Source organism: Christiangramia oceanisediminis (assembly GCF_022570735.2).
Classification (GTDB): Bacteria; Bacteroidota; Bacteroidia; order Flavobacteriales; family Flavobacteriaceae; genus Christiangramia; species Christiangramia oceanisediminis.
Map to the genome: position 1 here is coordinate 64,317 of NZ_JANCNS010000001.1, position 19,345 is coordinate 83,661.

A 19,345-nucleotide genomic window follows, 5' to 3' on the forward strand; every position below is an offset into this window, starting at 1 on the left:
TTATTCAAAATTCCTCATAAATTTTCTCCAGGACATTTTTAATTGATGTAATCGGGTAGGTGCAGCACCATAGTAGCCTTTTGCATAGCGGTTATAACCATAACCATAACCATAGCCATAACCATAACCATAACCATAACCGTACTTAGCCCGGTGTACAAAGTGGTTTAGAACGAAACTGATATTCTTTACCTCCTGCTTATTATATTTTTCATTGATGGTTTCCAGCATACCGCGTTTCGAATAATCCTGTCTTACCAGGTATAAGGTTGCGTCAGCATATTTTACCAGATTCAGCGCATCGGCAACCATTCCAACCGGTGGGGTATCCAAAATGATATAGTCATATTCCTCTTTCAACCGCGCCATCAATTCATCCATCTTTTCTGTCATCAATAACTCAGATGGATTGGGTGGTACCGGCCCAGAAGTTATAACGTCCAGATATGGAATCTTGCTTCCCTGAATTATCTCATCCGCACTTGACTGGTCAATTAGATAATTAACAATACCGAGGTCATTATTCAGGTGAAAATCATCAAAGATCTTGGGCTTACGAAGGTCAACTCCCACCAATACTGTTTTCTTCTCACTTAAAGCGAATACTGTTGCAAGGTTCATCGCGCAAAAGGTTTTCCCTTCCCCAGAAACCGAGGAAGTGATCAATACTGTTTTAGCTCCTTTCACCCCTTGACGTTTATACATAAATTGAAGACTCGATCTCAAACCCCTGAAGCCTTCAGCAATTGAAGATTTAGGATTTTCGAAAACTGCCAGGTTTGTATCAGATTTATTTCTTCCGATAAGGCCTAAGATCGGAATTGGCGATAATCTTGTAATCTCCTGTGCGTTATGGATATTGGTATTTAAGAATACCAGAAGAAAGACAAAAGTCAATGGAATAAGTCCTCCTACCATTACTGCCATAACATAGTTCAACTGGGTATCAGGTCCTATTTGCCCTCCTCCGGTATCTTTGGCCTTATCAATCACCATCACATCACTTACATTGGCCGCTTTCACCAGCCCAGCTTCGCTTCTCTTCTCCAGGAACATATTATAGGTACGTTCGTTGATCGCATATTTACGCTGTATCTTTAAAAGGTCCTGTTCTTCCTGGGGTAATTTATTGACCTCAGCTTCCAGTTGCGCGATCTTACGATTCAAATCGTTTAATTCAGATCTCAATAAACCCTTGGAAGAGTTGATGTTTTCTAGAAGGATAGATTTAACTGAATTGATTTGCCGGTCGATATCGGCAAAAACGGGTGAATTTTCTTTAAGTGTATATTGATAATTCCTTCGCTCTTCAGCCAGCTGAATGATCTTGGAAACACCGGTGGCTATACTTCCCTCAGTGATTCCAGCTACCGAGGGTGCAGGCACTTCTGAGTAATCGTCGCGGGTTACAAGATATGTCTCCAGGTTATTATAATAAGCCAGCTGCCTTCTTATATCCTCCTTACTTATGTCGAGGTTGGAAAGTTGACTGGACAATTGACTACTTTCGTTGGTAATATCAAGAATGGAGTTTTTATTTCTGAAGTCATTAAGTTCAGCTTCAACCGCTTTCAGTTGTTCTGCTTGAACTGCAAGTGTACTATCTATAAACCGTATAGTCTTGGTTGCAAAAAGGTTTTTGCGTTCCAGCATATTTTCACTTAAAACCGCTACCGATCCATTTAGATAATCAACTATACGAGCCTTGTTTAAACCCGTCTGACTTAAGTTTAAAACAGATGAACCCTGGGATTCCGGATTGATCGCTACATTACGATATCTGCCCACAGCAGAATTGAATGGTAAAAAGCTTATATAATATGGTTTCTCACTCGGGGATCCAATTTCGGTCCTTACAACATAACCTGAGAAAAAAGGAAGTACAACATGCTCACCAAATCGATAATTACGACTGAATTCTCCATCTTCCGTCCTACGCGTATCAGTTTCTTTGGTCTTATAATTCGTCCTGTAAAGATTTTCTGGAACGTCAGCCTCGATGTTAAACTTTTCATCATCAAGTACCCTGATCTTCATCGTCACATTATTAGCCTGGTAAGCATTGGTATCCGCAATAATATGAAAAGGGGTTTGTCCATAAACATCCACTCTTTGGTATTCCCCCTGGGCGAGATAATTGATATAGAACTGAAGTTTTTCAACTACTTCCTCATTATGGGATCGTGACCGAAGTATGGTCATGGCCGTATTTACCTTGTCTGAAGTACCACCCCAGTTAAAAGTTAAACTGGTTGTGGAGGTAAAAAATGGGTTTTGATCGTCTTTGATAGAGATCTGGTTTCCCAAGCGGTAAACCGGAAGTTTCCGCACATTATTATAGTAAGCAACTGCCAGGCTGATCCCTACGGAAAGCAATATAAGCTTCCAGTAACTGATAACTTTCAGGATAAAACCCTTAAAGTCAAAGGTGGAACCTACATCGGATATGTGATCATCTTCATGCGCCATTATCTTGTTGTAATAAAGTAAATCGAAGTTGCTAAAGTGATAAGACTTGTAACGGTTCTGAAAACTTCCAATCCAGTGGTTCCAAATCCTAAAGTTTTTCTTGGAAGGGGATTCACAACGATCATATCGTTAGGCTGGATATAATAATAAGGACTTTTCATGATGTCGATATCGGTTACATCTACGACGTGCACCTCTTCTCCCTGTGGATATTGCCGAATGATCTGTACATTTTCACGATCACCAAAATCAGTAATCCCTCCTGCATTCGCAATCGCTTCCATAATAGTGACCTGCTCCTTATAAACCACCTGGCTTCCCTGGCCTATTTCTCCCAGGGTGGTATATCGTATTCCTGCCAATTTCACGGTAACGAATATATTTGCTTCCTCCCTGAAATAGTCTTCCAGTAATTTTTCTTCTATTTTCTTTCGAATTTCTTCTTCAGTGAAACCAAGCACATTAATCTCTCCCATCGTCGGCACCCTTATGTTACCGTGATCGTCAACGGTAAACCCATCAAAATAAACGCGCTCTTCAGTAGTTGCCGTGGGATTAGCTTCTCCCACCGGGTTAAACATCCCTACCAGCTCCTGGTCCAGGGCCTTAACCCTGATGCTTAACAGGTCCCCTATCTGTATTCGATAAGGCTTTTTTAATTGCTGAACCTGGATGATGCTATCTACCTCCTTTTCGTGTTCCTGTAAATAAGAAATGCGTTTGGTTGATAAACAGGAGGTAAGGCATAAAAACAAACCCAGTAAAAGCAATATAGATCTGTAACTCATAGGGGCTTCACATAGTTTTAACAAATATAGTTTTTACGGGCTAATAATAAAATTATCAATGAGTTTTATGATTCGCCGGGGTAATGGAAAGTGGAGAGAGGGAATTACGAAGTACGAAGTACGAGGTGGGAAGTGGGAAGTGGGAAGTGGGAAGTGGGAAGTGGGAAGTGGGAAGTGGGAAGTGGGAAGTGGGAAGTGGGAAGTGGGAAGTGGGAAGTGGGAAGAGGGAAGAGGGAAGAGGGAAGTTATTAATTGAAAATTTAAAGTTCAAAATTTTAAATTTAGGGTTTAGGGTTTAGGGAACATTGGAGGATTTTTTTGGCCTATCGAAAGTTGCTCGTAGAATTTAAAGTGAAGACTCCGTGAAATTTCAGGCTGTTGGAGTCCACCACAAGTGGACGAGTTCCTGAAATTTAGGAGTCAAACGAAAGATTCAGAGCAACTTTCGTAAGCCTTGATTTTTTGTTTCTTTTTCATCAAGGAAAAAGAAAGGATTAATATAATTCTTCTGCTAAATTCCGGTCCTAATAGAACTCATCAGATAGTTACGCAAAAATTTGTCGTTGCAAGAGATGACTTCTCCAACTTTAGAGGTAATCCTTCAGGACGACTAAGAAATCTCAATCAGTCATGGTTCTTGAAATATAAACCTCTCGACTGAGCCTGTACTGAGCGAAGCCGAAGTACTCGAGATGACGTTTGAAGTTAGATTTTAGAAATACCAAATATGAACTAGTCCTTACAGGACGACTGTGAATTCCATAACTTTTCGTGCAAAGACCATGAAATAATTCAGGGTGACGGGGAAAACGGCTTACATTCGTAATGCTGCCAAGATTCTTCGGGGGCTTCAGATTCCCAGAATCAAAATTCTTCCACTAGATAATAAAGTACGCCTATGCTTCGACAGGCTCAGCATGGCATGGGAAAAACGAATAAAAGTCAGCCAACAACAAAAAAGAGATATAGACGACTATCAGAATTGTCAATTCTCAATTATCAATTTTAACATAGACTTCTCGATGCAGACTGTATTTAGCGGAACCAAAGTGCTCGAGGTGACATTTGAACTACAACCTTAAACAGACAACCCACAACGCAGAACAGAATACAGGGCAATGACATTAGACTTTAGACATTAGACATTAGGCATTTAAGGAATTTATACTTCCACAGGCTCAGTCAATTGTAGAAAAACTTACCAATCCAAACAGAGAACGGACAACAGACAACCAGCTTTAGACAACCGACAACCCACAACCGACAACTTTCATTGTCAATTATCCATTATCAATTGTCAATTGCTAAATGTCAATTCTTACTTCGTACTTTTGTCTCCGAACTACGAATTCCAGACTACAAACTAAATTATGAATTACCTTTCAGTTGAAAATATTGCCAAATCATACGGCGAACGAATACTTTTCAGGGATATCAGTTTTGGGATCAATAAGGATCAGAAGGTTGGATTCGTCGCCAAGAACGGAACCGGCAAGACGAGTCTGCTTAATATCCTTGCGGGAACCGACACGCCCGATGAAGGCCAGGTGATATACCGTAATGATATCAGGGTGGCGTTTCTTTCCCAGGAACCGGAACTGGATCCTGAACTCAGTATTGAGCAAAGCATCTTTTCCAGTGAGAACCCAACCCTCAAGATCGTAGAGCAATACGAAAAAGCACTGCTGAATCCCGAAGATGCCGATGCACTTCAAAAAGCCATGGATGCCATGGAGGCTGCCAATGCCTGGGATTTCGAAACCGAATTCAAACAGATCCTCTATAAATTAAACCTGGAAGACCTGCAGGCCGTCGTCAAAAATCTTTCCGGAGGGCAGAAGAAAAGGCTGGCGCTGGCGAGAATGTTGCTAAAAAAACCAGACTTTATCATTCTTGATGAACCTACCAATCACCTGGACCTGGATATGATCGAGTGGCTGGAGGAATATTTCCGCAAACAGGATTTCACCATTTTCATGGTCACCCACGACCGCTATTTCCTGGAGCGGGTGTGTAACGAGATCATCGAACTGGAAGACGGAAAACTCTATACCTACAAAGGCAATTATTCCTATTACCTGGATAAAAAAGAAGAGCGCCACCAGCTGGAACAGACCAATACCGACAAAGCACAGCAACTCTATAAAAAGGAACTTAATTGGATGCGCAGGCAGCCCAAGGCACGTACCACCAAATCCAAATCGCGAATCGATGATTTCCACGAGATCAAACACAGGGCGAGTCAGCGCAGGCAGGACCACAAAGTTCAGCTGGAATTGAATATGGAGCGACTGGGAAGCAAGATTGTGGAACTGCACAATATCTCCAAGGAGCTGGGTGGCAAGCAGCTGTTGCAGAATTTCAGCTATACCTTTAAAAAAGGTGAACGCCTTGGGATCATCGGGAAGAACGGAACGGGAAAATCCACTTTCCTCAATATGCTTACCGGAAACCTGGAGCCCGATACCGGCAAGATCGTGGTGGGCGAAACCGTGAAATTCGGGTATTACACACAGAAAGGCATAAAGATCAAACCCGGACAAAAGGTGATCGAGGTCATCAGGGAATTCGGGGATTATATTCCATTAAAAAAAGGCCGACAGATCTCGGCGGAACAGCTGCTTGAACGCTTCCTATTCGACCGCAAAAAGCAATACGATTTCGTGGAAAAACTGAGCGGGGGTGAAAAGAAACGGCTTTACCTGTGCACCGTCCTGATCCAGAATCCCAACTTTCTTATTCTGGATGAGCCTACCAACGACCTGGATGTACTTACCCTGAACGTGCTGGAAAATTTCCTGCTCGACTTTCCGGGCTGTATCATCGTAGTTTCCCACGACCGTTACTTTATGGACAAGATCACCGATCACCTATTTGTCTTCGAAGGCCAGGGTGCCGTTACCGACTTCCCCGGAAACTATACCGATTACCGCGAATATTCCGAAAGCAAAAGCGCTACGGAAACCAAGCCTGTAGAAAAGAAAGTTAAGGAAAACACCTGGCGCGACGACTCAACAGGTTCCAGCCTTACCTACAAGGAACAAAAGGAATTCGGAAAACTGGAAAAAGAGATCACCCAGCTCGAAAAGAAAAAAGAGGAGATACAAAAAGAATTCCTGAAAGAACTGAGCGGCGATGAGATCAATGAAACCTCCGTGAAACTTCAAAAAGTAGAAGATGAAATTGAAGAAAAGACGATGAGGTATTTTGAGTTGATGGAGAAGGCAGAAGGCTAAAATAGTTGGCAGTAAGCAGTGGCAGTTGGCAGGCTCCTGATGTCTGGTGTTTGGTTGTCGGTTGTTGTCTGTTGTCTGTTGTCTGTTGTCTGTTGTCTGTTGTCTGTTGTCTGTTAAGAAACTAAAGTTGTCAAAATGAAAAGCTATAAAGATTTAGATATTTATAAATTGGTATTTCAGTATGCAATTGAAGTTCATGAGTTAAGCATGAAACTGCCAAAATTCGAATTATTATGAGCAGGGTAGTCAGGTTAGACGATCTTCAAAAAGCATTAAAGATAATATTGTGGAAGGTTATGGCAGAAGATTATACAAACAGGACTTTTTGAAATTCCTTATTTATGCTCATGCTTCATTACTTGAGTGTATTTCTCAGTTAGAAATGATCAACAAATTATATGAAATACAAGAAGTAAAATCTCTCATTAAGAATTATGATATTCTGGGAGCTAAAATAAATTCATTTATCAGGTACGTGGAAAAAGACTGGAAATAGATTTGCGCCTTAGGACAGAAACAGACAACCCATAACTCACAACAGACAACCGTGTTAATCGAATTAAAATCTTATCTCAAATTCCTATACCAAAGCCAAAACCAACACGGCCTCCACTCCCCTTTTGTGTATGACCTGGTGACGAAATGTTTTTATGATAAAACAAAGCATTCGGACTATAACCTGATCAGGGAGTACCGGAATGATCTGTTGCGGAATCGGGAAATAATTAAAATAACCGATTTTGGAGCGGGCAGCCGGGTTTTTAAATCAAATGACAGACCTGTTTTTTCCATTGCCAAAAATGCAGGCACTACTTTACATCGGGCAAAATTATTATTCAGGATATGTAAATATCTTCAGGTTAGGAATGCTTTGGAATTGGGTACCTCCCTGGGAATTGCTTCAGCTGCCATGGCGGCTAATTCTGGTCTGAATCTCATCACCATAGAAGGATGTCCTGAAATAGCTAAGAAAGCGCAGGAACAGTTTAAGAAGTTCGATCTTAAGAATATCAGGCTAATAAATGCCAATTTCAATAAGGCTATTTCTCAGGTAATTTTAACAGAAAAAGAAAAACTCCGAACTCCGAACGCCGACCCCAAAACTAAAAAATTCGACCTGGTCTATTTCGACGGCAACCACCAGAAAGAAGCCACACTTGAGTACTTCGAAAAACTCCTGCCAACAGCCCACAATGATTCCGTCTTTATTTTTGATGACATTCATTGGTCTCCGGAAATGGAAGAAGCATGGGAGATCATAAAAAAACATCCCGAAGTACGGGTAACTATTGACACCTACCAGTGGGGACTTGTTTTTTTCAGAAAAGAGCAGGCCAGGCAGCATTTTAAGATCCGAGTTTAAACTTTAACACACACCGATGGTATTGTCACTGCGAAGAAGTGAAACGACTGAAGCAGTCTCTTAGAAATTCAGACCAATTTTCGTGAGCCTTGATTTTTTGTTTCTCCTGAGCGGAGTCGAAGGATTCATCAAGGAAAAAGAAAAAGAAGAGAAACCTAGATCTGTCTTCAGTATTTGGACAAGAAAAAAATTGATAAACAAATCTTGACTTTTTTTAATCCTTAATCTTTACCTCTCGACTCAGCTTGTGCTGAGCGAAGCTGAAGTACTCGAGGTGACAGTACGTTGGTCGGAAATATTCAATTATAATATTTGCTAACTTCTTCTCAGAAATTACTTCTCCACCTCTGGCGGATCGCAATGACATACAAACAAACTACAAACCTAAAACGAATCAAACATAACCGATTTGCCGGTCTCAATGATCCGCAACCAACAATAAACAACATCCCAACACATCATTGCCATTTCCCAATTATCCATTGTCCATTGTCAATTCTAATATAGACCTTTCGACTGAGCCTGTACTGAGCGAAGTCGAAGTACTAGAGGGGACATTCAACCTTAAAATTATTAAGGAAAATTTTTCTTAGAAAATTTAGCTTTTTTGCAAGTGTAGGATTTTCACGGCGTTAAAAATTTTCGAAGCCCTGGAGAAAATTTAGCCGAGGAAATCCGGTTCCAATTTCGCCTTAGCAAAATTGGAAACACCTACAAAAAAGTGTCCTTTTTTTGGTTCTTTTTTTTGGACAAGCAAAAAAATGAACATTACTGTCATCTGAGTCGATTTTCCCATTTCCAGACTTTACCTCTCGACAGCCTGTACTGAGCGAAGTCGAAGTACTCGAGGTGACATTCGAACTGAAATTATTTATGAATGCCCTATTTGAAAAGTTTATCTTTTTTGCAAGTGTAGTATTTTCATGGCGTAAAAAATTTCGAAACCCTGGAGAATATTTAGCCAGGGAAATACGGTTCCAATTTCGCGTTAGCAAAATTGGAAACACCTACAAAAAAGTGTCCTTTTTTTGGTTCGTTTTTTTGGACAAGCAAAAAAATGAACAAGCATACTACCAATTAGCCTAGAGAAGATGTTCTGATTAAATTTGTAACAAATCGAAAAGAATCACGTCATACCACTGTAAATTTCATCTGCATGAGCAAAGTAATCGAGATCAGCAAGATCACCAGGGATTTTCCACTGGGACAGGAAGTAGTAAAAGTTCTTAAAGGAATCGACCTTGAGATCGAGAGAGGCGAATACGTTGCTTTTATGGGCCCTTCAGGTTCTGGAAAATCTACGCTGATGAACCTATTGGGCTGTCTCGACACTCCTACTTCCGGGACATATATCCTCAACGGAAAGGACGTTAGCCAGATGAGCGATGATGAACTGGCTGAGATCCGAAACAAGGAGATCGGATTTGTATTTCAAACCTTTAACCTGCTCCCAAGAACCACCGCACTGGACAATGTAGCTTTACCTATGGTTTACGCCGGAGCCTCCAAAAGCGAGCGCGTGGAAAGAGCTAAGGAAGTGCTTCAAAGCGTTGGACTGGGAGATCGAATGGACCACAAACCCAATCAACTTTCCGGAGGTCAGCGTCAAAGGGTGGCCGTAGGTCGCGCACTGGTTAACAAACCTTCTATTATTCTTGCCGATGAGCCAACAGGTAACCTGGACTCGAAAACCTCGGTAGAGATCATGAACCTTTTTGACGAGATCCATGCGAACGGCAACACGGTTATCCTGGTTACCCACGAAGAAGATATCGCCATGCATGCGCATAGGGTCATCCGACTCAAAGACGGAATTGTAGAAAGCGATGAACGGAAAGCGGTTGGCAGTCTGCAGTAAAAGTTTTCAGTAGGCGGTTGGCTTTAGGCTGAATAATAAATTTTGAATACTGAATTTTAAATTCGGAATTTATAGCTTTTTTGAACTTTTCAGATTCTTTCCTATCTTGTATTCATTAATCGCCACAAAATGTTCGATATAGACCAGGAAACCTGGATTTATCTTCTAATTATCGCTGTCTTCCTGGCATATTTCCTTTGGAATTCCAGAAGGACAAAAAAACTTCGTAAAAACCGCAAGAACCGTAATTTCAGAAAACGCTATTTCGAAAAGAAACACGAGAATAGTAATCAGTAGGCAGTTTTCAGTAGGCAGTTTTCAGTAAGCAGTCTTCAGTAAGCAGTCTTCAGTAAGCAGTCTTCAGTAAGCAGTCTTCAGTAAGCAGAAGTTAAAAATTTGATTATGTCTTTGAAAAACACCTGCTATAATTTTACTAAAAAGTTTCAAAGCGAACCTTCCCTACCTTATAAATCGAGGAGATAATTCTACGGGTGAATTTAATTCCATTTAATTTTCTGTCAGAAAAAATTGGCCTATCGAAAATTGACCGTAGAATTTGACGAGAAGGCTCCGTAAAATTTCAGGCTGTCTGAGTCCGCCTATGGCGGAGGAGTTTCTGAAATTTAGGAGGCAAACGAAAAATTCAGATCAATTTTCGTAAGCCAGGTCCTTTTTGTTTCTCCTGAGCGCAGCCGAAGGATTCATCAAGGGAAAAAGAAAAGGATATTGCTGAAGCATTAAAAGAATAGATTAGCTTAACTCCTAACCTCTCGACTGAGCCTGTACTGAGCGAAGTCGAAGTACTCGAGGTGACATTTACATACAACACAACAAACTTCTTCTACACCAAAGTAACCACTCCCAACTACAGACTTAAAGAGATTGCTTCTTCAACCCTGGCCGATCGCACTGACAATTGAAGTTCGATTTAAGAGGTACGAAGTACGAGAGCCAAACTACAGGTAGTCATTTCGAAGGATAGCCGCAATCGGGTCAACTGAGAAATCTAAAAAACTGAATACCAAGCTTTAACCTCCTTAGCTAACTTCCTGCACACAACTCAGAACAGACAACAGATAACAGACAACAGACAACTTCCAAAACTCTAAACCAATCTTCGTACTTTAGCAAAAAAGCTACATCATGAAGATCTATACCAAAACTGGAGACAAAGGAACCACCGCCCTTTTTGGAGGCACCCGCGTCCCCAAACATCATATTCGAATAGAAAGTTACGGCACCGTGGACGAACTCAACTCGCATATAGGGCTCCTCCGCGACCAGGAAGTTGATGAACACACCAAACAATTCCTTATCAAGATACAGGATCGACTATTTACCATTGGTTCGATCCTGGCCACTGACCCTGAAAAAGCAAAACTCAAGAATGGTAAAGACAGATTGAACATTCCCAAAGTTTCCCGGGATGATATCGAAGCCCTTGAAAAAGACATTGACCGAATGAACGAGGAACTTCCAGAAATGACGCATTTCATATTACCGGGCGGGCATCAAAGCGTGTCATTCTGTCACATAGCCCGTTGCGTATGCCGCAGGGCCGAAAGACTTTCCAGCGCCTTATATGACATTGAGGCTTTTGACGACCTGGTTCTGGTTTACCTAAACCGACTTTCGGACTGGCTTTTTGTGCTGGCACGGATGTTGTCTAAACAACTACAAGCAGAAGAGATTCAATGGGTCCCAAAAAAATCCTGATTTTCTTCTGTTTTAAAAAATTCCTTGTAAAAATTGCAGGGGATTAAAAAAATTGTTACGTTCTTATTATTATTGTATAAATAATAGATTTTTTTCTTGGCTATTACGGCAAAAAAATTATTTTTGCCAAAATTTAAAACCCGATTAATCAATGTATTGGACATTAGAATTAGCTTCCTACTTAAGCGACGCCCCATGGCCGGCCACAAAAGACGAGTTAATAGACTACGCAATTAGAACCGGAGCTCCGCTTGAGGTTGTTGAAAATCTACAGGCCATTGAAGACGAGGGAGACTCTTATGATTCTATTGAGGAAATCTGGCCAGATTATCCAACCGATGAGGATTACCTCTGGAATGAGGACGAATATTAAATTGAACAGCACACAAAAAATAGGGAAAAGTCTCAGTCATGAGGCTTTTTTTTTGATTAAATTTGAACCCCTTAAATAAAATGTTCAGGACTTTTATTTTGAGATAATTAGATGATTTCATATCATAAATTTACCTGATATGCACATCGGTTTTTCTCGAAAGTCCAGAACCGTATAAATAAAAAAACCAGTATGAGTTTTTTAGATTCTGTATTAAAAGTTTTCGTTGGCGATAAGTCAAAGAAAGATGTAAAGGAAATACAACCTATAGTGAATCAGATAAAGGCCCTGGAGTCCAATATGGAAGCCCTTAGCCTGGATGAACTTCGCGCGAAAACTTCCGAATTCAAAGCAAAGATCGCGGAATCCACCAAGGAGACCAACGATAAAATAGAGAGCCTTAACAAAGAGGCCGACGAGACCGATGATATCACCCGCAAGGAAGATATCTATGCCGAAATAGATGCCCTCAAAGACAAGGCTTATGAACTTTCTGAAGCCGTGCTTAACGAGATCCTTCCTGAAGCCTTCGCCGTTGTAAAGGAAACCGCCAAAAGGTTCGTGCATAATTCCCAGCTTAAGGTGAAAGCCTCCACGTTTGACCGTGAACTTTCAGCCGAAAAGGATTACGTAAATCTTGAAGATGAATATGCAATATGGAACAATTCCTGGGATGCAGCCGGTAAACCGGTGACCTGGGACATGATCCATTACGACGTTCAGCTTATTGGTGGTGTGGCCATGCACCAGGGTAAGATCGCAGAGATGCAAACGGGTGAAGGTAAAACCCTTGTGGCAACCCTTCCGGTATACCTGAATGCCCTTACCGGCCGCGGAGTTCACCTGGTAACGGTGAACGATTACCTTGCCAAGCGTGACAGCGCATGGATGGCTCCAATCTTCGAATTCCATGGACTTAGTGTGGACTGTATCGATTACCACAGGCCAAATTCGGCAGCGAGGAGAAAAGCTTATAATGCCGATATCACCTACGGAACGAATAACGAATTTGGTTTTGACTACCTGAGAGATAATATGTCGCATGCACCAGACGACCTGGTTCAGCGCCCGCATAACTACGCGATCGTGGATGAGGTGGATTCGGTGTTGATCGATGACGCCCGTACGCCGCTTATCATTTCCGGTCCGGTGCCGAAAGGAGACACACATGAATTCATGGAGCTGAAACCAGCTATTGGCAACATCGTGGAAGTTCAGCGTAAATATCTTACCAAGGTACTTTCCGACGCGAAAAAACTGATCAGGGAAGGCGACACTAAAGAAGGTGCATTCCAGTTGCTGAGAGTGTACAGGGGGCTTCCAAAAAATAAAGCGCTGATCAAATTCCTGAGTGAAGAAGGTGTTAAGCAACTCCTTCAAAAAACAGAGAATTACTACATGCAGGACAACAACCGCGAAATGCCGAAGGTTGATGCCGAACTGTATTTTACCATAGATGAAAAGACCAACCAGATAGACCTTACCGATAAGGGAATTGAATACCTTTCCGGAAAGGATGATCCAAATTTCTTCGTGATGCCGGAGATCGGGATGGAGATCGCGAAGATCGAAAAGGAAGGTCTTACCAAGGAAGAAGAAGCCGAAAAGAAAGAAGAGCTTTTCCGCGATTATAGCGTAAAAAGTGAACGTATTCATACCCTTCGTCAGCTTCTGAAAGCCTACACCCTGTTCGAAAAAGACACCGAATATGTGGTGATGGACAACAAGGTGAAGATCGTTGACGAGCAAACCGGGCGTATCATGGACGGGCGTCGTTACAGCGACGGACTTCACCAGGCGATCGAGGCCAAGGAAAATGTGAAGATCGAGGATGCAACCCAAACCTTCGCAACGGTAACCCTTCAGAATTACTTTAGAATGTACCGCAAGCTTTCTGGTATGACCGGTACTGCGGTAACCGAAGCAGGGGAGTTCTGGGAGATCTATAAACTGGATGTAGTTGAGATCCCAACTAACCGTCCTATCGCCAGAAATGACAAGGAGGATTTGGTTTATAAGACCAAACGAGAAAAATACAACGCGGTGATCGATCATGTGACCGATCTTTCACAGGCCGGAAGACCGGTGTTGATCGGTACAACTTCGGTAGAGATTTCGGAATTACTAAGCCGTATGCTTACGCTTAGAAAAGTTCCGCATAATGTACTGAACGCGAAACTGCATAAGAAAGAGGCCGATATCGTTGCTGAGGCCGGTAATGCGGGCATTGTGACCATTGCCACCAACATGGCAGGTCGTGGTACCGATATTAAGCTAAGCAGTGAAGTAAAGGAAGCCGGCGGTCTGGCCATTATTGGTACAGAACGTCACGATTCCAGACGTGTGGACAGGCAGTTGAGAGGTCGTGCCGGACGTCAGGGTGACCCGGGAAGTTCTCAGTTCTATGTTTCCCTGGAAGACAACCTGATGCGTCTGTTCGGTTCTGAAAGGATCGCGAAGCTGATGGACCGTATGGGGCTGGAAGAAGGTGAAGTGATACAGCACTCGATGATCTCGAAATCCATCGAAAGAGCCCAGAAGAAAGTAGAAGAGAACAACTTTGGGGTTCGTAAGAGGCTCCTAGAGTATGATGATGTGATGAACGCCCAGCGTGAGGTGATCTACAAACGTAGATATCATGCTTTATTCGGAGAGAGACTTCGAGTGGATCTTGCCAATATGATCTTTGATATTTCAGAATCTATTGTAGAGACCAACAAGGCTGCTGAAGATTTCAAGAATTTCGAATTCGAGCTGATCAGGAACTTTGCCATGAGCTCTCCTTTTACTGAAGAGGAATTCAAAAAAATGAATGCTCAAAAACTGGCCGGTGAGATCTATAAGGCTGCCTACAAGCATTACGACGAAAAAATGTCGAATAATGCAGAACGGGCTTACCCAGTGATCAAGCAGGTTCATGAAGATGAACGAAACAATTTCGAACGTATCTCGGTGCCTTTCAGCGATGGTACCAAGACGCTTCAGGTAGTGACCAATCTTGAGAAAGCATACGAATCTGAAGGTAAACAGCTTATCAAGGATTTTGAAAAGAACATTACTTTAGCCATTATTGACGACGCATGGAAAACTCACCTACGTAAAATGGATGAGTTGAAGCAAAGTGTTCAGCTGGCTGTTCACGAGCAGAAGGATCCGCTGCTTATTTATAAATTCGAGGCATTTGAACTGTTCAAGGCTATGCTTGAAAATGTGAACCGTGATGTGATTTCCTTCCTCTTCAAGGGAGAGATCCCTTCAGCTGGCGCACCAAGTATCCACGAAGCCCGACAGGTTAAGCAGAAGGAAAAGATCGAAACCAAGAAGGAAGAAATTCCTAATATGGACGAAAGAGCTGCTCAAAGCAGGGCTGCCGGAAACACCCAGCCGCGTCAGCAGGAAAAAGTGGAAACTATCGTAAGAGACAAACCGAAGATCGGAAGAAACGATAAAGTGACCATCAAGAACGTGATGAGCGGTGAGAACAAAAGCATGAAATACAAACAGGCTATTCCGCTACTGGACAAAGGAGACTGGGTGCTGGTAGATGAATAGAGGTTAGACTTTTGAAGTTAGATAGAACCAAAAATCCCGGAGCTTTGCTTCGGGATTTTTTGATATAATACGCACTTCGACAGGCTCAGTGCGACAAGATTTTTCAGCCATCCCGAACAGTTCGTTGAAGTAAAACCCAACTAGGACTGCTTCCCTGAGCCTGTCGAAGGGGCAATCCCCTTCTTAGATTTATTCAGATTTACAAAATATTACTTTGCACCAGATCGGATATTATCCGACATGATAAGATTTATCATTTTTCAAAACGCACTTCGACAGGCTCAGTGCGACAAGATTTTTCAGCCATCCCGAACAGCTCGTTGAAGTAAAACCCAACTAGAACTGCTTCCCTGAGCTTGTCGAAGGGGCAGTTCAGGTAATACTTTTATTTAGGTTTACCGAATTGGGTATAATTCTTAGAGAGTCTTATTAATCTATCCCAATCATTTAAAATAAGCGCTTCCTTCTTTTTACGGCTCCAGCCCTTGAGCTTCTTTTCCCAATCCATAGCTATATCTGGATCGGTAAATTGTTCTATCCATTTCAATTCTACAGGCCTTCGGCTAAAAGTATAAGCGTCCGGATATTTTCCAGAATTATGCTCATTTAATCTTTGTTCCATATTGGAGGTCATTCCAACATAGTAAGATTTATCATTGCATTGAACTATATATACAAAATATAATTTCATAATTCCCAATTACCCACTTCGACAGGCTCAGTGCAACAAAAATTTCAACGAAGTTAACTTCATTTATTTAAAAGCACCTCGACAGGCTCAGTGCGACATTTTTTTGCAATCTAGAGGGGCTTGTCGAAGATTGAGCCTGTAAAGCTTAATCTGTTGAAGAATTAACTTCCTCGAACTGCTTCCCTGAGCCTGTCGAAGGGAGCAGTCCAACGTCAACCACTAGATAAAACTATATAAACGAAGTTAAAGTGATATTTTTTGAAAGCACTTCGACAAGCTCAGTGCAACAAAAGCTTCAACGAAGTTTAATTTCATTTATTAAAAAGCACTTCGAAAAGCTCAGTGCGCCAAATTATCCAGAATAATTAATACCCAAACTGCCTGTCCAAAAACCTTTTAAGAATCGGGATCTGTAAAAAGAACAGACCTACTAAAGCAATTGCATACTGCATGATCTTAGAAAATTCCAATACAGGCAGCTGAAAGAAATTAAAAGCTGGTGATCCCAGATCCCAGTTAAAAGAAACTTCCGCATACATACTATAAAGCAGGCCCATTGAAGAAAGCAGGACCCCTCCAATGATATACCACATAAAAGCCGGGATCAGCGGTTTGTATGGCTTTATTTTGGCAGTTTTCCAGCTTATTTGGCGCATGATATTATCTTTCATCCCGGCCGATGGTATCTCTGCTCCTACTTCATTCAGCAGCTTTTTTAGCAGCTCTTCTTCCCTATCAAATTGCTTTTCCATTTTTTGCTGATATTTCAGGTTTTATATAGCCCTTTAAAAGTGAAAATAATCTTTTACGGCTACGGTATAATTTTATCTTGATATTATCTTCGGTAAGTCCTGTAATTACTGAAATCTCTTTTACGGACTGTTCTTCGAAATAATATAAACTGATGATCGCTGCATCCTCTTCTGACAGTTTTTGTATACAGTTGCCTATCAATTCATGCCTTTCAGACTGGATCATATACTCCAGTCCATTTTCAATCTCAACTACCTGCTGGGCCGTGATCTCCTCAATGACCTCTAAATGCTGTTGTCTCTTATTCTTTTTGATCCTGTCCAGCGATTTATGATAGACTATACGATACAGCCAGGTGGAGAATTTTGATTCTCCCCGAAAACCAGGCAAGGAATCAAATGCCTTGATAAAACTGTCCTGCGCGACCTCCTCAGCCTCTTCCCTGTTTCTCAACATCCGGAAAGCAACTGTAAAAACAAAATTCTGGTAACGATCTACCAGCTCACCATAGGCAAGGCTGTCTCCCCCAAGGACTTTATCGATCAAATACTGGTCGGTTTTGCTGGTCATTATACCTGTATGACGACAAATTTCACCTCTAGGTTACAGCCGATCCTAAAAATAATTTAAAACATTTTGTAACCGGAATAAAAAACACGGCGTCCTAATAGAAAACGAACTTTTATTTTCAACTTAAAAATCAATTATTATGGGTTCAGAAGTAATCATCATGCCAATCATTTTCGGAGTAATTTTTGGAATGTTCTATTTGTACATCACAGCGAGAAACCGGGAACGCCTGGCTTTAATAGATAAAGGAGCCGACGCCAGCATCTTTTACAGCAAAAAGAAACATGTAACTCCTATCTGGAAGGTCATAGTCATCAACCTGGCATTGCTATTAGTGGGTATTGGTATTGGGATCTTCCTTGCCGAGCTCCTTCGCTCCGTCCTTGGAATAGAAGAAGATATCGTCTATCCCGGAACGATCTTCCTCTTAGCAGGTCTTGGTCTTTTTGCAGGATTCTTCGCCACCAAAAAACTAAATGAAGATGCCTAAGTAACACATCTAACACTCATCAAATCCCGAAAGCAATTTCGGGATTTTTAATTTTGGTAGTAGCTGGCGGAATTTTACTAATTTTAACACACTAATCAATCGACAACCAAGCAATGAAAAAATTCGCTATCGAGATCAAATGGGGTATAATTTTTACGATCGTCTCACTTGTATGGATGTTCATAGAAAAAGCCCTGGGATGGCATGATGAAAAAATCGCCCAGCATGCTATTTATACCAATATTTTCGGGATCGTAGCCGTTCTATTATACGTCCTGGCATTACTCGATAAACGCAAGAATTTTTATAAAGACCAAATGAACTGGTCGCAGGGCTTTGTTTCTGGAGTGATCATTAGTATCGTAGTGGCAATCCTTTCTCCCCTGGCCATGTTTATAACCCATGAATTCATCACCCCCGATTATTTTGATAATGCCATTACCCACTCAATTGAAATAGGTAATAAACGTGAAGATGCCGAGGCCTATTTTAATTTGAATTCCTATATGCTGCAGGCCTTTTTCTTTTCGCTCACCGTGGGTATTGTCACTTCGGCGGTGGTAGCCTTGTTTGTAAGGAAGAAGTAGTTTTTAGCATAAATTATTCTCAATCTTTTCAAAACATCGGGAATTTTCAGGATTTATTAGATAAGAAAAACTGAAATAAATTTAGGCCGCCTATAGTATTCTATTCCTACAGCGTCATGCTGAACTTGTTTCAGCATCTGGATAAAAAGAAGACCCTGAAATAAATTCAGGGTGACGCAGATTAAATCTTCAACAACAAATTAGGATCCGGGCAGATCTCTAAATAAGATTCCAGATCTTCCCTTTTTACCACTCCCGGGAAATCGCCGATTCTACCTTGCAGGTCTTCGATCACCTGGAAATGCAAATGCGGAGCATAATCACCATTTTCAGAGAAGTCTCCGAGTTCAGCTATTTTTTCACCGGCACTGACCTCTTTCCCAACTTCAAGATATGTCAGTGATCTTCGGCTTAAATGTCCGTAAAGGGTATAAAATGTTCTTCCGTTTAAAGTATGTTCCAGGATGATGGTAGGCCCGTAATCGCCAAAATTGGAATTGTCTTTAAAACTGTGAATTTTTCCGTCCAGCGGACTAATAATCACAGAATTTGCAGGCACCCAGATGTCCAGTCCTATATGAATATTCCTGTTGGAAGCCGCATTATTAAACAATTCGCTTCGATTATAAAGGGTTCTAAGCTCATTATATCCGCCATAAGCAGCTCGCGAATTTCGGTTTTTCAGGTATTCATCTATAAAAACCGAAAATGCTTCCGAGGAAGCAACTTCAAGTTTTAACAGGTCGCGATTGTTTTCTGAAAGATCGATATAGGCATAATCCCTATGCTCGTAATCTCCTCCAATTACAGGCGTAAATCCTGTTGTAATCTCATTCAAAAATTCGGCAAAGTTCTGCATCACAATCGGCAATTAAAAGAGGCCAAATGTAATGGCTAGA

General features: G+C 41.5%; 17 protein-coding genes. 11 read left to right on the top strand and 6 right to left on the bottom strand.

Annotated elements, in window-relative coordinates; genetic code table 11:
- Both MKO06_RS00300 and MKO06_RS00305 read right to left on the bottom strand, forming a co-directional pair.
- Window positions 1-2,469 carry a polysaccharide biosynthesis tyrosine autokinase gene (locus MKO06_RS00300; RefSeq protein ID WP_241550341.1) on the bottom strand — a complete coding sequence of 823 codons (2,469 nt, stop codon included), beginning with the start codon at window positions 2,467-2,469 and terminating at the stop codon, window positions 1-3.
- Window positions 2,469-3,257, bottom strand: coding sequence for a polysaccharide biosynthesis/export family protein (locus MKO06_RS00305; protein ID WP_241550342.1), 789 nt, complete (start codon window positions 3,255-3,257; stop codon window positions 2,469-2,471). The genes MKO06_RS00300 and MKO06_RS00305 overlap by 1 nt, the downstream gene beginning before the upstream one ends.
- Before the next feature lie 83 nt (window positions 3,258-3,340).
- Between MKO06_RS00305 and MKO06_RS00310 the strand changes: the two genes are divergently transcribed.
- From MKO06_RS00310 to secA, 9 genes are all read left to right on the top strand, one after another.
- The gene (locus MKO06_RS00310; RefSeq protein ID WP_241550343.1) at window positions 3,341-3,556 is read left to right on the top strand and encodes a hypothetical protein; all 216 of its coding nucleotides are present in this window, start codon (window positions 3,341-3,343) and stop codon (window positions 3,554-3,556) included.
- Window positions 3,557-4,627: 1,071 nt separating this feature from the next.
- Window positions 4,628-6,493 (top strand): ABC-F family ATP-binding cassette domain-containing protein, encoded by a 1,866-nt coding sequence (locus MKO06_RS00315; RefSeq protein ID WP_241550344.1) that lies wholly within the window; start codon window positions 4,628-4,630, stop codon window positions 6,491-6,493.
- Window positions 6,494-6,764: 271 nt separating this feature from the next.
- Entirely contained in the window at window positions 6,765-6,989 is a 225-nt protein-coding gene (locus MKO06_RS00320) for a four helix bundle protein (protein WP_341849951.1), read from the top strand.
- A 51-nt stretch (window positions 6,990-7,040) separates the two neighbouring features.
- Complete coding sequence (locus tag MKO06_RS00325; RefSeq protein WP_241550345.1) at window positions 7,041-7,856, top strand: O-methyltransferase; 816 nt, start codon at window positions 7,041-7,043, stop codon at window positions 7,854-7,856.
- A 1,156-nt stretch (window positions 7,857-9,012) separates the two neighbouring features.
- Window positions 9,013-9,714, top strand: coding sequence for an ABC transporter ATP-binding protein (locus MKO06_RS00330; protein WP_241550346.1), 702 nt, complete (start codon window positions 9,013-9,015; stop codon window positions 9,712-9,714).
- Window positions 9,715-9,843: 129 nt separating this feature from the next.
- Complete coding sequence (locus MKO06_RS00335; protein ID WP_241550347.1) at window positions 9,844-10,011, top strand: hypothetical protein; 168 nt, start codon at window positions 9,844-9,846, stop codon at window positions 10,009-10,011.
- Between the two features lie 846 nt (window positions 10,012-10,857).
- Window positions 10,858-11,430, top strand: a complete 573-nt coding sequence (locus MKO06_RS00340; RefSeq protein WP_241550348.1) for a cob(I)yrinic acid a,c-diamide adenosyltransferase — start codon at window positions 10,858-10,860, stop codon at window positions 11,428-11,430.
- 151 nt (window positions 11,431-11,581) lie between these two features.
- Complete coding sequence (locus tag MKO06_RS00345; RefSeq protein ID WP_008272287.1) at window positions 11,582-11,803, top strand: DUF2795 domain-containing protein; 222 nt, start codon at window positions 11,582-11,584, stop codon at window positions 11,801-11,803.
- 192 nt (window positions 11,804-11,995) lie between these two features.
- Window positions 11,996-15,355 (top strand): preprotein translocase subunit SecA, encoded by a 3,360-nt coding sequence (secA, locus tag MKO06_RS00350; RefSeq protein WP_241550349.1) that lies wholly within the window; start codon window positions 11,996-11,998, stop codon window positions 15,353-15,355.
- Between the two features lie 385 nt (window positions 15,356-15,740).
- On the opposite strand, the gene MKO06_RS00355 is transcribed toward secA, so the two are convergent.
- From MKO06_RS00355 to MKO06_RS00365, 3 genes are all read right to left on the bottom strand, one after another.
- Window positions 15,741-16,046: a GIY-YIG nuclease family protein gene (locus tag MKO06_RS00355; RefSeq protein ID WP_241550350.1), complete on the bottom strand. Its 306-nt coding sequence runs from the start codon at window positions 16,044-16,046 to the stop codon at window positions 15,741-15,743.
- A gap of 365 nt (window positions 16,047-16,411) precedes the next feature.
- Window positions 16,412-16,798 (bottom strand): hypothetical protein, encoded by a 387-nt coding sequence (locus MKO06_RS00360; RefSeq protein ID WP_241550351.1) that lies wholly within the window; start codon window positions 16,796-16,798, stop codon window positions 16,412-16,414.
- Window positions 16,782-17,369, bottom strand: a complete 588-nt coding sequence (locus MKO06_RS00365) for an RNA polymerase sigma factor (RefSeq protein ID WP_241550352.1) — start codon at window positions 17,367-17,369, stop codon at window positions 16,782-16,784. The genes MKO06_RS00360 and MKO06_RS00365 overlap by 17 nt, the downstream gene beginning before the upstream one ends.
- Before the next feature lie 139 nt (window positions 17,370-17,508).
- Between MKO06_RS00365 and MKO06_RS00370 the strand changes: the two genes are divergently transcribed.
- Window positions 17,509-17,859 (top strand): DUF6249 domain-containing protein, encoded by a 351-nt coding sequence (locus MKO06_RS00370; RefSeq protein WP_241550353.1) that lies wholly within the window; start codon window positions 17,509-17,511, stop codon window positions 17,857-17,859.
- A gap of 113 nt (window positions 17,860-17,972) precedes the next feature.
- On the top strand, window positions 17,973-18,446 hold the full coding sequence (locus MKO06_RS00375) for a DUF4199 domain-containing protein (RefSeq protein ID WP_241550354.1): 474 nt from the start codon (window positions 17,973-17,975) through the stop codon (window positions 18,444-18,446).
- A 181-nt stretch (window positions 18,447-18,627) separates the two neighbouring features.
- On the opposite strand, the gene MKO06_RS00380 is transcribed toward MKO06_RS00375, so the two are convergent.
- Window positions 18,628-19,305 carry a peptidoglycan DD-metalloendopeptidase family protein gene (locus MKO06_RS00380; RefSeq protein ID WP_241550355.1) on the bottom strand — a complete coding sequence of 226 codons (678 nt, stop codon included), beginning with the start codon at window positions 19,303-19,305 and terminating at the stop codon, window positions 18,628-18,630.
- Window positions 19,306-19,345: the final 40 nt, after the last annotated feature.